Raw genomic sequence first — 15,031 nt, forward strand, 5'->3', positions numbered from 1 at the left:
AAAAAGGCCAGAATTAGGCCATTTGTGTGACAATTCATTTTAGGAGGATTACAAAATAATGAAACTGAACTGGTTAAAAGTGGCTACCGTAGCCGCACTTATCGCAACAATTGGTCTTGGATCCGTCCAAGCTCCTACCAAAACAGAAGCAGCTAGCAAGCTGTCCGGCAAAATCGTAATTAATGGCTCTTCCGCCCTTCTTCCGCTTACTCTTCAAGCGTCCAACGAATTCAAAAAACTGAATCCGAAGGTTAAAATCTCCGCATCAGGAGCAGGCTCCATTACTGGTCCTCAATCGGTACGCAAAGGTATCGCTGATATTGGTGCGGTTGACTGGGATGCTACAAAAGCAGTACCTGGCTTCGAAGCATTCACAGGTCAAGTAGCTAACAAAGTAGCAGTTACTCCTTTCGCTGCAGTAGTAAACAAAAGCGTTACTGCAACAAGCCTGACAACAAAGCAGCTGCAAGACATCTTCTCCGGTAAAGTAACGAACTGGAAAGAGGTTGGCGGCAAAGATGCTGACATTATCGTTGTTAACCGTGCTTTCGGCTCCGGTACTCGCGTTAACTTCCAACAAAAAGCGCTGAACGGTACAGACTTTATGACCAAAGGCAGCAACTACAAAGAAGTTAAAACAAGCGGCGATATGAAAACAGCAGTTGAATCAACTCCTGGCGCTATCGGATACCTCGACTTCGCTTACATCACTACGAAAATGACTGGCGTAAGCATTAATGGTGTTGCTCCAACTGTAGACAACGTAATCAACGGCAAATACAAAGTTTGGGGCTACGGCTACTACATGACTAAAGGCCAACCTACAGGCGTTGTTAAAGAATTCATCAAATATGTACAAAGCGCTAAGTTCCAAAACGGTTCGCTTAAAAAGCTTAAGTTCATCCCGCTTTCCGCAATGAAATAATCCAAGTTAATCGAATATAGGTAACAGCGGCCGTCTTTCGCGAAGCGACAGGCGGCTGCTTGCTACCGAAGGAGCCGATTGTAATTATGATAGATACCTCATCTACTGCGGGCCAGATCGATCTGGGCGGCAGTCTTTTGACGGGAAGCGGCAAGCCGTTTGACCGCAAGAAGCGGCTGTTTGTAATGAACCGCCTGTTCCGTTATGTTTGTATTGCTGCAGCTGCTTTTGTGTGTCTGATTCTATTCCTCATCCTGCTGCTCATGTTCCGCACAGGCGTGCTGACATTTGGTGAGGTATCCTTCTCCGAATTTTTCCTTTCTACGGAATGGAGTCCGGAAACCGAGCAGTATGGTGGGCTGTTATTCATTTTTGGTACATTTGCCCTTACTTTATTAACCTTGATCATCTCAGTCCCGCTCTCGCTCATGATCGCGGTCTTTCTGTCGACCTTCGTTCCGAATTGGCTGAAAAATATGCTGCGTCCAGTCATGGACCTGCTTGTCGGCATTCCGTCCGTCGTTTACGGTTACTTGGGTTTGACTGTCCTTATCCCCCTGATTCGAGATGTTACCGGTACAGGTATGGGTGACGGCCTGCTCGCAGCGTCCCTTGTACTGACCATCATGGTTCTGCCAACAATCAGCCGGATCAGTGATGACTCGATCACAGCAGTACCAAAAAAATATAGCGATGCGTCCTACGCCCTTGGCGCTACCCGTTTCCAAACCGTGTGGAAGGTGCTTGTCCCTTCTGCTCGCAGCGGTATTATGTATGCCGTTATTCTGGGGATGGCACGTGCGATTGGCGAAACAATGGCGGTTGTTATGGTTATCGGCAACACTCCGCAAATCGCAGACAGCCTGCTTAAACCTACCTCCGTTTTGACCAGCAACATTGTCATGCAAATCGCGAATGTTCCTTTTGATTCCACCTGGAACTACGCACTTTATCTGATGGGCTTCCTGCTGCTTGCTATCTCTCTCTTGATGATCGTTGGCGTACGTTGGCTGCAAGGGAAAGGAGTACAGCAATGAGTAATGTAAATACAGCTGCGAACGCTAATCCGTTCCGTGGCAAACGAGGAATAAACAGCTTCAACAACCGTGTATTTACCATAGCGGTATGGACCCTTGGAATTGTTGTCATCTTATTTATCCTTGGGCTTCTCTTCTTAATTCTAAAAGATGGCTTGCCAAAGCTCTCCTGGAGCTTCCTGTTTGGACTGCCTAGTGAAATTGACGAGGGCGGCGGTATTGGGCCTGCATTGCTGAACTCTTTCTATATCCTGTTCCTATCTCTGCTCATCTCTATTCCGCTTGGTATGGCTGCCGGCATTTATCTCGCCGAGTTCGCGCCGGTCAATAAGCTGATTTCCTTCGTCCGAATATGCGTAGAAGGATTAGCTTCGGTTCCATCCATTATCTTCGGCTTGTTTGGGATTGCACTCTTCGTTGAGACATTCCAGCTAGGCCTGACGATTCTAGGCGGTGCAGTCAGCCTAGCCTTTCTGAACCTGCCTGTTCTGACCCGTGTCACCGAGGAATCCATCCGTGCTGTGCCGAAGGAACTGAAGAACGCTTCCTTTGCGCTTGGGGCTACACACTTACAGACGATTGTTCGGGTGCTTATCCCTGCAGCAATGAACGGGATTATTACGGGCATCTGTCTCGTAGCCGGCCGCGCCTTTGGTGAAAGTGCCGTTATTATTCTGACAGCCGGCGTGACAACCTCCGGAGAAATGTGGGACTTCAGCTTGTTCTCGTCGGGTGAGACACTTGCTGTCCATCTCTGGTATGTACAGTCCGAAGCTATTGTTCCGGATGCCCAGGAAATCGCCCAGAAGTCGGCGGCGGTACTCGTGTTCTTCGTTCTGTTGATCAACTTGGTGTTCCGTATTCCTCTTTGGTTAAATTCTCGTAAAATGCAGAGGTCGTAGGAAGTTGGTTTCCTTCACTGCGCAAGTAAATGCTCTTTCGACCGCTGTTGTATTCGGATTACTTGGAACAATTTATTAAGGTTATTATCCGAATACAAAGGCGGGCGCTTCGCTTCTCAAGAGCATTCACTTACTCCGTTCCGCAGCCGACTTCTTTATTAAAACAAAAACCGGCGTCCATTAAATGGGACGCCGGTTAGAATTGTTTATAGACAGGTTGTATTTGCAACCTGTCTAACCTATGTCGCAAAAGGCTGGCTGAGCCAGCCTTTTGCGAATGCCTTTTGTTTGACTTCACCATGCGGGCGGAGCAAGGGAATGTTCTGGAGAAACGGAGTGCTCGCTTTTGTTACCGGAATCGTACCTTGTACGATAAATTCACTGATTCCGGTAACAACGGCGATTGGAACCCTTGCGCAGTCTGCATACTGGCGAAAAAAGAAAAAGCTGAGCACAGGCGCGCTCAGCAGTCACTATCCGGCTTACCAGCCGCAGCAGCGGTACGGAAGCTCGAGCCGCAGCCGCAAGTTGCTGTTGCGTTCGGGTTCTCGATTGTGAAGCCGCCGCCCATTGCCGACTCTTTCCAGTCGATAACAAGACCGAACAGGTATTTCAAGCTGTCATCGTCAACAACAACTTTGAGGTCTGCGACCTCCAATGACTTATCGTTCTCATGCTCTTCATCGTCGAAGCCCATGCCGTAGGAGAAGCCTGTGCAGCCGCCTTCCTTCACGCCGATGCGCAGGAACAACCCAGGAGTTCCTTCCTCCTCGAGCATTTCTTTTATTTTGTCAGATGCCGATTCACTAATAGTGATCATGCTTCGTACCTCCTCTATATAAATGTAATAAATGTATCGTTGTAGTTACAGTATACTCTTCTTCCCCTGGTTCCTCAAGAGACCAATGCCTGCCGCTCTTGATGAATATTCAAGACTTTAGGTGTTGCCCCATGTAACGTACAGGTTTATAATAATGGATAGCTTTCTTTATCGGATGAGCAAGTTATTTTTTTCACAAGGTATCGCTCGAGCTTGATCCATTCCTTGCTCTGATAACAAGGACGATATCGACAGCATGCCACATTGTAGTATTACAGAATTATTTTAAAGATGAAGGAGGTTGCCAAGATGAACATCGCCATCCCATCTGATAATAAGCAAATGCAGGAAATTATCGAGAAGGTGCGTAATGGAGAACGTCTTACACTTGAGGACGGTGTATTCCTCTACAAATCGGACGATCTGCTTACGATCGGGCAACTCGCAAATGAAGTTAATCTTCGTAAGAACGGTAAGAAAGTTTATTTTATCGAGAACATGAGCTTGTACTTTACGAACGTTTGTGAAGCGCATTGTGCTTTCTGTAACTTCCGTAGAGACGAAGGCGCTCCTGGATCCTACACGCTGTCCGGTCAGGAAATGATCGAATACGTGGAGCAGCACTTCCACCCTGGTGTACGAGAATTCCATATTGTCGGCGGTCATAACCCACATGTTCCGTTCCAATATTATGTCGATTCCCTGAAGGCATTAAATGAGCGCTTCCCAGAAGTAACGCTCAAAGCCTATACAGCTGCGGAAATCGACTTTTTCTCGCGTATTAGCGGCTTAAGCTACAAGGAAGTATTGGAAGAACTGATGAAAGTTGGTCTCAAATCACTTACGGGCGGCGGAGCAGAAATATTATCTGACCATTACCGTAAAAAAATGCGCGTTGATAAAGCTGATGTGAGCCAATATTTAGAGGTACACCGCACGGCTCATAATCTTGGACTGCGCACACATACAACGATGCTGTACGGTTCGATTGAATCACATGAGGATCGTGTTCGTCACATGATGCAGATCCGCGAGCTTCAGGATGAAACAAACGGCTTCCAGGTCTTTATTCCATTGTCGATGCAGCCAATTAATCCTAAAGCCGGCATTCGCCGTCGTAATTCTGCCTTTGAGGATTTGAAGACCATTGCAATCAGCCGTCTGATGCTCGATAACATCCAGCATATTAAAGCTTACTTCATTAACATCGGTACTCAGCTGACTCAGGTTGCACTGACGATGGGTGCATCCGATGCTCACGGTACAATTGTTAAAGAAAAAATCAGTCATGCGGCTGGCGCACTTACGCCAGAAGGTATTACGCGTGAAGATCTGTTGTGGCTCATTAGAGGAGCCGGACGTATTCCTGTGGAGAGAGATACGTTCTACAACGAAATTAAAGTCTATGAGTAATGATGTGAAGAGACGCACATATTAGGCACAAACAACAAAGCAATCATCATTTGGAGTTGGGTAGGGAAATCATATGAGAAAATTCGTAATTTTGGGCGGCGGTTACGGCGGTCAGGCAATTGCTGCAGATGTTATAGAGAAGCAGCTGCCAATCGACGTAGAGGTCATTCTCGTTGACCGTATGCCTTATCAAGGCCTTAAAACGGAGTATTACGCACTTGCAGCAGGTACGGTATCGGATCTCGATATCCGTGTAAAGTTCCCGCAAGATCCACGACTTACAACTCGCTATGGAGAAGTGTTGGACATCGATCTTGAGAATAAGCTTGTTCATCTGGAAGGTCAGGATCCAATCGATTACGAATGGCTGGTTGTTGGACTTGGCTGTACGGATAATTATCATGGCATTGAAGGTGCTGAAGAGTTCTCGACAAGTATTCAAACACTCTCGAATGCACGTAAAACATACCAGCTGCTAAACGACATTAAGCCTTACGGCCAAGTGTCCATTATCGGAGGCGGATTGAGCGGCGTAGAGGTTGCTGCCGAGCTGCGCGAAGCCCGCTCTGACCTGAACATTCGCATCATCGACCGCGGACCAAGCGTTATGTCCGCTTTTCCTGGATCACTTCAGAAGTTTGTTGCTTCCTGGTTCAGAGAGCATAATGTTGAGATGCTAAGCCATATTTCCTTGTGTCGTCTTGAGCAAGGTGCTTTGCATGATTCCAACACGGATCAAACGATCCTGACAGACGTGACGGTATGGACAGCTGGCATTCAGCCAGTTGAGATTGTTCAACGCATGAATCTGCCGAAGGACAAACAAGGCCGACTTATTGTGAATGAATACCATCAATTGCCAGACTATAACGATGTCTTTATTTGCGGTGACTGTGCATCCCTGCCATTCTCACCAAGCGGTCAAGCGGCTGGTGCACAAGGCAAGCAAATCGCCGAGGTCATGCATGCCATTTGGAGTAATAAGACGCCTAAGCTTGGCAAACTCAAGCTGAAGGGTGTAATGGGTTCCCTTGGTAAGAAAAGCGGCTTTGGCCTCATGGGCAGCACGCCAATGATGGGGAAAATTCCGCGTTTGATCAAGAGCGGTATACTCTGGAAATCAAAACGCCATTTCGGTTAGAATTATTGCTTAATGCTGATGGTATCTCGAATACGAATGGTCAGATCATCTACGGAGTCTGCTGCAACAATCAAGCCGTTTACTAACGCGAATGGTTTCAAGTAACATTCTCCGCAATTGCCAAGACATCCGTATTCGACCACTTTCAGCTGTTCATTTTTTTCCAGCTGCTTCATGATTTGTTCTGTACCATGATGCATATTGCCATTACAGAACTCAATAAGTGGTTTAGACATTTTTCGAATCACCTGGCCTTAGCGGTTGATATCCATTTTCAATCCTTGCACTTTGTACTATAATAGGGGAGAAAGGAGATGATTGCAATGAGTGAACAAGCACAAGATACAATGTACGATGAAGTATTGGACGTACTGGATAAATTGCGTCCGTTCCTGCAACGTGACGGTGGCGACGTAGAATTGGTGGACGTAGAGGACGGTATCGTTAAACTTCGTCTGATGGGTGCATGCGGAAGCTGCCCAAGTTCCACAATTACACTGAAAGCCGGCATCGAGCGCGCTTTGCTCGAAGAGGTTGAAGGCGTACAGGAAGTTGTTCAAGTATTCTAAGCTTAGCCTTAATGCAAAAAGAGTCTTGCCCGCTACAAGCAGGCAAGACTCTTTTTTTGTTATCTTATAACCCAATAATATTAGAACGAATGGCGTCAAAGCCGCCGGTCACATTAATAATGCTGCCTGTCAGGAAATCGGATTTGGATTGACATAAGAATCCGATCACTCTTGCTACATCCTCACCGGTTCCAGGTCTCCCAATCGGGGATTCCAGGTCCCGAAGTGCTGCGGCATCATCAATCGTCATCTCTTTATTCAGTCCTCGAATATCGCCGGGTGCAATCATGTTGACGGTGATGCCATGTGGCGCTTCTTCTACTGCCAATGATTTAGTGAAAGAGACCAGCCCCGTTTTAGCTGCTGCATAGACAGCCCTGTGAGGCCACGCTCTTGCTTCGTCCGCATGGCCAAAGCCAAGGTGCACAATCCGTCCCCAGCCTCTCTCACGCATGCCAGGGAGCAGCTTATGATCAAGCAGCATCACACCAAGCAGATTACCGTTTAACAGCTGTATAATCATCTCTTCGCTGTATTCGGCGAACAGACGACGCTCCCGCATGAACGGACCAGCGTTATTCACCAGAATATCGACGCCGCCATTCCAGGCTTCCGCAGCTGCTGCAAGCTTTGCTACACCAGCAGGACTTGCAATATCGCCTTGTATAGCCGTCGCTTTTACACCTAGCTTCTCGATCTCACTCTGTAACTCCAGCGCCTCTTGCCCGCTCTCCAGGTAGTTTAACACGATGCTGCAGCCAAGACTTGCGAGCTGCAATGCAGTTCGTTTGCCAAGCCCTTTGGCGCTCCCAGTTACAAGCGCCGTTCTGCCCATCAGCTCCACGAGCAATCCCCCTCGCGATTCGCTTACCTGGTTCGTATAAATTTGCAGGCATAATCAAAGGTAAGACGTAATGATCCTGTCACCAACTGTAATCCATCCTGAAGATCCTGTGACTGTCCTTCAATATTCTCAAGATGCACTTCCTCACCATACATCGTATGGCTTTGGGCTAGGTCATCCTGCATTTCCGTATTCATATAGTGAATCTCCGTGTTACGGCGCTTCCGCAGCCGGCCCATCGGCTCCTTGAGGCTTTCCTTGATATCGCTAAGCTTCCAGGTCAGATCCGGATGCGCCTTCTTGTCACGCATATTGCGAAGAACGGTGAAGTAGGAGAAATGTGGCTTGATCCGCTCCGTCTTCATTCCGAGCATATCATTGAGCAATATGCTCAATTTATCAAGCAATGCGAAAATCCGGATAAACGCATTTTTGTCGAAATACACATAGCGCTGGTAGTTCAGCATCTCTTCCTCCGACATCTGACTGACCGATGATGCCTTAATCTTCTCCTTGAAGCGCCGAGCGGCATAACAGCTCTGCTCGATTTCGTTCAAGGATGCGAGTAAACCCTTCGTCCATACTTCGTAGGTACGCAGTTTATGGTCCGTATCCTTGCCCGCCTCGATCTTCTCGTGAAGCAGTGACACGAACTGATTCATCAGCTGTATCGTTTCAGCAAGACGACCTTCCGGCTCCCGTTCCGGTTCATTGAATAGAAAACGCAGCATCGGCCGCTCCCGCCTCTCTTAGCGATTCATGATTAGAAGTACTCGTTCCATCTGCGATCAACCAGCTCGGTAATATCCTCACGTGTGAATAGTTCATCCGGATAACCCGGCTTCATTCTTGCATCAATCACGATTGGCAGTTTATAGCCAAAATGATGACGGCGAATATCGGCATTGGCATAAATATCATCCGCCGGATTGAACCGAGTAAATACCGTCCATAAGAATGACGTTTGGCCATGAGCAATATCAGCGTCATCAACTAGGAAGATAAGCGGCCACTGCGTACCGCGTTCCGACAATCTTGCAAGCAGGCGTTCCGCAAGCTGCGGCTCTGCTTCATAGGCTGCTCCGGATACAACAAGACATCCTCGGCAATAGACTTGTGCATTATTGATTTCTTCAATAACGCCTTCCTCATAGCTCGATGGCAGCTCTCGAATGGGCTCACCAACACCAAGCATAACCGCTTTACTGCCATGATTAAATTTGCCGCTTGTATAGTCCAGCGTATCATGTGACGTTTCATCAAAGACAAACAGATCGGTCTGCGGCTGGAACCGCTCAAGCACCGTTTCGAGCAAGACGTCAAAGCGCGACAAGTCGATTGGCTGATCAGTCAGTATGAGGAACTTCGTTAAGGTCAACTGACCTTGGCCAAGAATACTGAATGCCGTAGAAAGCGCCTCACGGGAATACGATTCGCGTACGACTGCTGCTGCCAGCGCATGTACGCCGGCTTCCGCGTATGCCCACAGCTCTCTGACGCCTGGCATAACCATCGGGAATGCCGGTGCCAGCAGACGCTGCAAATACTCGCCTAAATAATAGTCTTCTTGACGAGGCTTGCCCACGATCGTAGCCGGGTAGATCGCATCCTTACGATGCCAAACATGATTAACATTAAATACAGGGAAATCATGAACAAGCGAATAATACCCAAAGTGATCGCCAAACGGCCCTTCAGCCCTGCGAATATGCGGCGGTACGTGACCGCTGATCACAAATTCTGCTTCTGCTGGAATCCGATGTTTGCTATGTGGATCAGCTACAACCGGTAGCTTACCTCCCAAGATAAGGGAAGCCATAAGCAGCTCAGGTAGATGTTCTGGCAGCGGTGCGATCGCAGAAGCGATTAGAGCTGGAGGACCACCAAGGAAGACAGACACCGGCAGCGCTTCGTTCCGCTGCTCCGCTTCGTGATAATGGAAGCCGCCGCCTTTATGTATTTGCCAATGCATGCCCGTAGTAGAATCATCAAAGATTTGCATACGGTACATCCCTAGATTATGCGCTTTGCGGGATTTTAAGCTCTCCGTATAGACAAGCGGCAGCGTTACAAACGGTCCGCCATCCTCCTGCCAGCTGGTTACTCTCGGGAGATCCTTCAGCGGGTTTTGACGTTTCAGAGACTGCAGGATCGGCGCCGTACCGCTTGGCACCTCTTTCATGCCTACCTTAAGCATGTCCCAAATCAGCTTTTTCTCGCCCCATAAGGCTTTAGGCGTTGGCGGCATAATCCGATCTGCGGCACCAACAATCTGTTTCATAATTTCTTCGGGACGTGGTCCAAAAGCCAAATCGACACGACGGCTTGTCCCGAACATATTTGTAAGAACAGGGAATGGAGTACCCTTCACATTGGTGAAAAGCAACGCCGGCCCTTCCTCTTCAATGACGCGGCGGTGAATTTCCGCCAGCTCCAAATATGGATCAACCTGCACGTCAATGACGAGCAGGTCCTTTTCTTTCTTTAATACCTCAACAAATTCACGCAGGTTTTGAAAACTCAAACTTTTTCCCGTCCTTCCCGCAGCCGCCAGGAACGTATCAGCATATCACTCAATATTCCAAACAAGCCCGTAATAATCAGATTATGAAGCAAGTTCGTAAACAGGAACCAATCTTCGTTCCCAATTGTCTCTGTTAGCAGCGCACCACTCAAGATCTGCGCAATGACAAGGATAAGCGCCCAGCCGGCAGATTTCGTAAGGCCTTCGCCTTTGCGGCTGATTTTCCGTACATGTACATACAATCCAATGAGAGCAAGACCAAAAATAAGTGCCCCTATACGATGAATAAAGACTGCTGCTGTTGCACCTTCGAGCTCCGGTACAACTTCACCGTTGCAAAGCGGCCAGCCGAGACAGCCACCTGCCGAATCGGTATGGCGAATATAAGCACCGAGGTAAACCACGATATAACAAAATATAGAGACAGCCAGCATACGAGGAAAAATAGCGCGTGGCACTACAAACTCCGCAGGCTTGCCGTTCTTCGCACGGTAAGACCATACAACCAAAAGCAGCGTAAAAGCAAATGCGATCAAGGATATGCCGAAATGAATCGCCATTACCGCAGCAGACTGATACCAAACAACAGCTGCAGCGCCCATCAACGCTTGAACAATCGTGAAGAGTAAAGCTCCGCTTGCATATACAAACGGTTCTTTGTAATCAGGCTTATTTTTCCGAAACAGCAGGTAGATTGCACCAAAGGCAGCCACAACGAGCAGACCTTCGAATCCGGTAATTAAACGATGTGAAAATTCAATCGCAGTTTCCATTGTATAAGAAGGAATAAACTTACCGTTGCAAAGCGGCCAATCATCTCCGCACCCGCGTCCCGAATCGGTATTTGTAACAAGTGCTCCGGCGAGCAATACAAAAAGCATTCCGATGCACGATGCGAGAGCAAGCGTGCGAAAACGGCCGGTAACCATAATAAAATCACCTTTTTTCGGGGTTTTGTTGTCACCTCATTATAGCGATTATAAGGGTCAAAAGCCATGTTGAAAATGTGACACTTCCTAGGGTGTGACAGTTCCGTGGCAATGATGCAGACGAGGAAAATCTTTAATAACAAAAGCCCAAACCTCCTTCAATTTAGAAAGAGAATTCGGGCTTTTATGTGTGTCTTTTAGTTCGGAAGTGCGTTCGCTATCTGCACCGTACGCTCCAGGAATTGTTCAATTTCATCCCGTGTTTTACGCAGCTTGCTGACGAACCGAATCAATTCTTTGCCATTCCGGAAAGCAACGAAGCTTGGAATGCCAAGAATGTTCAGCTCGGAGCATAGATCAGGCAGCTCATCACGGTCAATTTCGTAGAATGAAATTTTCCCGCTGTACTGCTGCTCTACATCCGGCATAAACGGATCAATATAATGGCAGTCTGGACACCAGGTCGTCTTAAATACCGCCATTGTAATACCGTCGCCTTGAACTGCTTCACGGAAAGCTGCATCTGTTGATAGTTTGATCATGGTGGTCATCCTCCCTGCTTAACTACAATGATTAGCTCACTTCACGGTCAATAACAAAGGTATCACTGCCATAGCTGTCATCCCAATGAACTTTCGCACCAAGTGCATTTGCAAAGTCACGGCCTGCTACATACAATGCGCCATCAACGGACTTCGCTACGAACGACCATGTAGCGGCCTTACCGTTAACCGTTACTTTGTCCGAGCCATCCTTCAGAACGATTGTTGTATTCGTCGCTTCATCATAGACTGTAACACTTTTTGTCTTTTTATCATATTTCACCGTAGCGCCAAGCTCTTCAGCGACAGTCCGGAGCGGAACAATCGTCACATATTTTGGCGTTACAATTGCCGGATATCGGCCATAATCAACAGACAGCTCAACCGTTTGTTTGCCGATATGCAGCTGCTGCAGAAGAGCGTACGCAGCGGATTTCGTATCAAACATTCTAAGTACTTGATAGCCTTGCAGCGAATCAAGCTGATCCGATGTAATGGCCGCTTCAGGAATGACTGGAGCATCCGCTTTTACGTCGCCATTTACATTCCACATTTCGCTCTCCATATGGAGTACCAAGCCTTCAAGTGGGAACAGCGCCTGCTCACTTGGTTTAAACGTAACATCAACCGCCTGCTTACGAATATCCAGCTTGTTGTCCACATACAGATCGGCTTTGATCGATGAATCATCATTGAAGATCTGCTTAAGATCCTCTGCACTTTCTTCTTCCAAAGCTTTAAGTTCATCCTGAAGAGATACAATGGCCGCCATAAGTTCATCTGTAGCTTCTTTGATCTGATCCTCTGTTGTTGGCATATCAAGACCAGTCTGCTCGAATGGATTCACGCCAGTATCTTCCCAAAGCTCAGGGTGGCTGCTAACAATCGTAACGATCTGCTTTACAAACTTTTCCATACCATCATGGTCGTTAGCAAGCACGTCTACATATTTTTTCACCCACGCCCAAATTTCGGTGCCACTGAGTTCAGCCTTCACATGGAAGAGCGACGTATTAACTCCGTTAATTGGCTCTTGAACAGTGTTAACCGACAGCTTATCCGGATTAGGCAGATTGTTGATGAAGAAGTCCGTTGCGCTGTCCATAACCTCTTTGCCAATCGCTGTTAATGCTTCTTCGTCCGGTCCAGCTGCAGCATCTGCATCAAGCTCTGCTGTTCCAAGCATGGAACCCAGGCCAGAGCCACTCACATCCAGAACGATCGGAAGCTTTGCACCTTCTACCTCGATCACAGCTGTTGTGTCCGACTGTTTGATCGCGAAGCCTATGTTAACATTTCCGCCAAGAACCAGCTTACCCGCGTATGAAGCGTGGCTAGCATCTTGTACTTTTACGCTATCTAACTGAATCTTAAAATTCGAGAATAATTTCAACAATGAGGCTTCTTCTTCGGACATACCTTCAAAAGCTTCTTCATTCAAGAGAAGCTTCAGTTCTACCGACTGTTTACCTTCGGAAGAAGTCACTTTAAGCGTGTTTTTCAGAACCGCATTAAAGTCAATGCCTGAGATCGCTTGACAGCCCGCCACAATAACGAGGGCCAGAGACAGAATCAATATGATCCCCCTCTTAAACCTTTTCATCCTTTTCAATTTACAAATCTCCCTTCACTACTAGTAATAGGGTAATAGAGTAATAGACCTATAACCCTATTTATTGTAACTGAGGAAAGGGTGTATTGTAAATGTATGGAAAAAGTAGATTTATGTCACTATTTCTGCGTCTCAGAACGGTTAAACAGCTTTAGAAGCAGGATAAACAGCTTACGCAGTGGTCCCGGGAAGGATCTTGCATCTTCCATTGTGACAACACGGAGCAATACCAGGAGCACGAGATATAGCACTCCAATAACGCCACCTGCTACAGCAGCGGATACGAAATAAGTAAGCTTGTCCGGCCAGCTGTCTGTCAGATGTCGAACCCCAACCTCAGCTCCCCAGCCAGCAGCAACAGAAACAACGATCGTTACGATATAAGAAGGCCAGCGACTGCCAAGCACCGTAAATTTCACTTCTTTACGGATCGCTTCCATATTCATCCACGTCATAATAACAAAGCATACGCTTGTTGCCATAACAACACCGTACACCCCATAGACCGGAGCAAGCGCGTAGCTGCATATGATTTTGAGACCAATACCTACGAAGGTGTTCATCATCGGAATACGCTGCTTGCCTAGACCGAACAGAATCGAATTGCTTGTCATCATCGTAATTTGGAAAATCGTCCCTGCTGTTAAAGCAGCTACAACACCGTAACCACTTGCATCAGCGAAGATCAGCCCCGTTACCGAATAAGATGCTGCCGCAATACAAAGCGCTGCTGGCACACCGGTAAATAGAACAATCCGCATAACGAGTGAGGTTTGTCGTTCAACTTCCCTCATATTACGAAGGGAATACGCTGACGATATAACCGGAATGATCGAGGTGCTGAGTGCAATCGCAAGGATTGGCGGAATACCCGCAATCGTCTGTGCTTTAAAGCTAAGTTCCCTCAATACGGCCTTCGCTTCGTGATAACCGCCGTAATAATCTTCCGTTAACCGAATGAAAAGGGAAGAATCAAACGTATAAATAATTTGAACGGTCATCGCCGTAATGACAATCGGAATTGATATCGTGAAAATCTCACGGTAGATCGAACGGAACGGAATTTTCGAAGCTGCTTTTACCGCCTCAATATCTACCACAGGCCGTTCCGCTAAGTCGCCGCGGCGCAGCTTACCAGCATAATAAACCATGACCAGCAAAGCGCCAACGCCACCAATAACGTTACCAAATGATGCCGCTGCTGCTCCCCACTTCTCGCCCCAATCGATGGAGACAACGTAATAAGCAAGTGCAACCCCTACGATAACGCGCAGGATTTGCTCCATGATCTGGGACATGCCGCCCGCCATCATAAATTGACGGCCTTGGAAGTATCCTCTCATCATCGCGATGATCGGGAAAATCAGAAGCGTTGGTGCCACTGCCCGGATCGCAACCTCTGCGCCCGGCGTTTTGGCGATATGAACAGCATAATATGGAGCCGCCGCATACAAGGCAATCGTTAAGATAACCCCAGTTACGATGCCAAATAACAGCGCAGCCTGATAGACACGCTTCGCCTCATGCTCACGTCCAAGCGAATAACGCTCTGCTACCATTTTGCTAATGGCACTAGGAAGTCCTCCGGTTGCGACCACAAGCAGCGTCAAATATACGTTGTTCGCTACTGCAAAATAAGTCCCGCCGTCTCCCTTAAGGATATGATCAAGCGGCACCCGTTGAAAAATCCCGAGGAACCGCGCTATAAGCGCGGCTGCCGCCAGGATTAATGTACCTTTTATAAGCGAATCTTTTTTCATGATTTCCTTCTCT

Annotated in this window: 15 protein-coding genes; 6 read left to right on the forward strand and 9 right to left on the reverse strand. The window is 47.6% G+C overall.

Annotated elements, in window-relative coordinates:
- Positions 1 to 58 precede the first annotated feature (58 nt).
- From AC0YNT_RS02155 to pstA, 3 genes are all read left to right on the forward strand, one after another.
- On the forward strand, positions 59 to 925 hold the full coding sequence (locus tag AC0YNT_RS02155) for a phosphate ABC transporter substrate-binding protein (RefSeq protein ID WP_167280490.1): 867 nt from the start codon (positions 59 to 61) through the stop codon (positions 923 to 925).
- 86 nt (positions 926 to 1,011) lie between these two features.
- Complete coding sequence (gene pstC, locus AC0YNT_RS02160; RefSeq protein ID WP_475803119.1) at positions 1,012 to 1,962, forward strand: phosphate ABC transporter permease subunit PstC; 951 nt, start codon at positions 1,012 to 1,014, stop codon at positions 1,960 to 1,962.
- A complete protein-coding gene (gene pstA / locus AC0YNT_RS02165; RefSeq protein ID WP_475803120.1) occupies positions 1,959 to 2,864 on the forward strand; it encodes a phosphate ABC transporter permease PstA in 906 nt (301 codons plus the stop codon). Before pstC ends, pstA begins: the two co-directional genes overlap by 4 nt.
- 463 nt (positions 2,865 to 3,327) lie before the next feature.
- Here the strand turns inward: pstA and erpA are convergent, their stop codons facing one another.
- Positions 3,328 to 3,702 (reverse strand): iron-sulfur cluster insertion protein ErpA, encoded by a 375-nt coding sequence (gene erpA, locus AC0YNT_RS02170; RefSeq protein WP_341805887.1) that lies wholly within the window; start codon positions 3,700 to 3,702, stop codon positions 3,328 to 3,330.
- Positions 3,703 to 3,993: 291 nt separating this feature from the next.
- On the opposite strand from erpA, the gene mqnE reads away from it, so the two are divergent.
- Positions 3,994 to 5,097: an aminofutalosine synthase MqnE gene (gene mqnE / locus AC0YNT_RS02175; protein ID WP_167280495.1), complete on the forward strand. Its 1,104-nt coding sequence runs from the start codon at positions 3,994 to 3,996 to the stop codon at positions 5,095 to 5,097.
- Between the two features lie 73 nt (positions 5,098 to 5,170).
- Positions 5,171 to 6,238, forward strand: a complete 1,068-nt coding sequence (locus tag AC0YNT_RS02180; RefSeq protein ID WP_475803121.1) for an NAD(P)/FAD-dependent oxidoreductase — start codon at positions 5,171 to 5,173, stop codon at positions 6,236 to 6,238.
- A 2-nt stretch (positions 6,239 to 6,240) separates the two neighbouring features.
- Here AC0YNT_RS02180 and AC0YNT_RS02185 read toward each other — a convergent pair whose 3' ends face one another.
- Positions 6,241 to 6,474, reverse strand: a complete 234-nt coding sequence (locus AC0YNT_RS02185) for a YuzB family protein (RefSeq protein ID WP_475803122.1) — start codon at positions 6,472 to 6,474, stop codon at positions 6,241 to 6,243.
- 87 nt (positions 6,475 to 6,561) lie between these two features.
- Between AC0YNT_RS02185 and AC0YNT_RS02190 the strand changes: the two genes are divergently transcribed.
- Positions 6,562 to 6,807: a NifU family protein gene (locus AC0YNT_RS02190; RefSeq protein WP_167280498.1), complete on the forward strand. Its 246-nt coding sequence runs from the start codon at positions 6,562 to 6,564 to the stop codon at positions 6,805 to 6,807.
- A 64-nt stretch (positions 6,808 to 6,871) separates the two neighbouring features.
- Here the strand turns inward: AC0YNT_RS02190 and AC0YNT_RS02195 are convergent, their stop codons facing one another.
- The 7 genes from AC0YNT_RS02195 to AC0YNT_RS02225 form a co-directional block, all read right to left on the reverse strand.
- The gene (locus AC0YNT_RS02195) at positions 6,872 to 7,651 is read right to left on the reverse strand and encodes an SDR family oxidoreductase (protein ID WP_475803123.1); all 780 of its coding nucleotides are present in this window, start codon (positions 7,649 to 7,651) and stop codon (positions 6,872 to 6,874) included.
- Between the two features lie 23 nt (positions 7,652 to 7,674).
- Positions 7,675 to 8,382, reverse strand: a complete 708-nt coding sequence (locus tag AC0YNT_RS02200; protein WP_475803124.1) for a Cthe_2314 family HEPN domain-containing protein — start codon at positions 8,380 to 8,382, stop codon at positions 7,675 to 7,677.
- A 32-nt stretch (positions 8,383 to 8,414) separates the two neighbouring features.
- Positions 8,415 to 10,175 (reverse strand): UbiD family decarboxylase, encoded by a 1,761-nt coding sequence (locus AC0YNT_RS02205; RefSeq protein WP_475803125.1) that lies wholly within the window; start codon positions 10,173 to 10,175, stop codon positions 8,415 to 8,417.
- The gene (locus tag AC0YNT_RS02210) at positions 10,172 to 11,104 is read right to left on the reverse strand and encodes a COX15/CtaA family protein (protein ID WP_475803126.1); all 933 of its coding nucleotides are present in this window, start codon (positions 11,102 to 11,104) and stop codon (positions 10,172 to 10,174) included. The genes AC0YNT_RS02205 and AC0YNT_RS02210 overlap by 4 nt, the downstream gene beginning before the upstream one ends.
- Before the next feature lie 197 nt (positions 11,105 to 11,301).
- Positions 11,302 to 11,646: a thioredoxin family protein gene (locus AC0YNT_RS02215; protein ID WP_475803127.1), complete on the reverse strand. Its 345-nt coding sequence runs from the start codon at positions 11,644 to 11,646 to the stop codon at positions 11,302 to 11,304.
- A gap of 31 nt (positions 11,647 to 11,677) precedes the next feature.
- Positions 11,678 to 13,222 (reverse strand): copper amine oxidase N-terminal domain-containing protein, encoded by a 1,545-nt coding sequence (locus AC0YNT_RS02220; protein ID WP_475803128.1) that lies wholly within the window; start codon positions 13,220 to 13,222, stop codon positions 11,678 to 11,680.
- A gap of 155 nt (positions 13,223 to 13,377) precedes the next feature.
- On the reverse strand, positions 13,378 to 15,018 hold the full coding sequence (locus AC0YNT_RS02225) for a putative polysaccharide biosynthesis protein (protein ID WP_475803129.1): 1,641 nt from the start codon (positions 15,016 to 15,018) through the stop codon (positions 13,378 to 13,380).
- Positions 15,019 to 15,031 lie beyond the last annotated feature (13 nt).

It is taken from the genome of Paenibacillus sp. J22R56, from assembly GCF_056269375.1.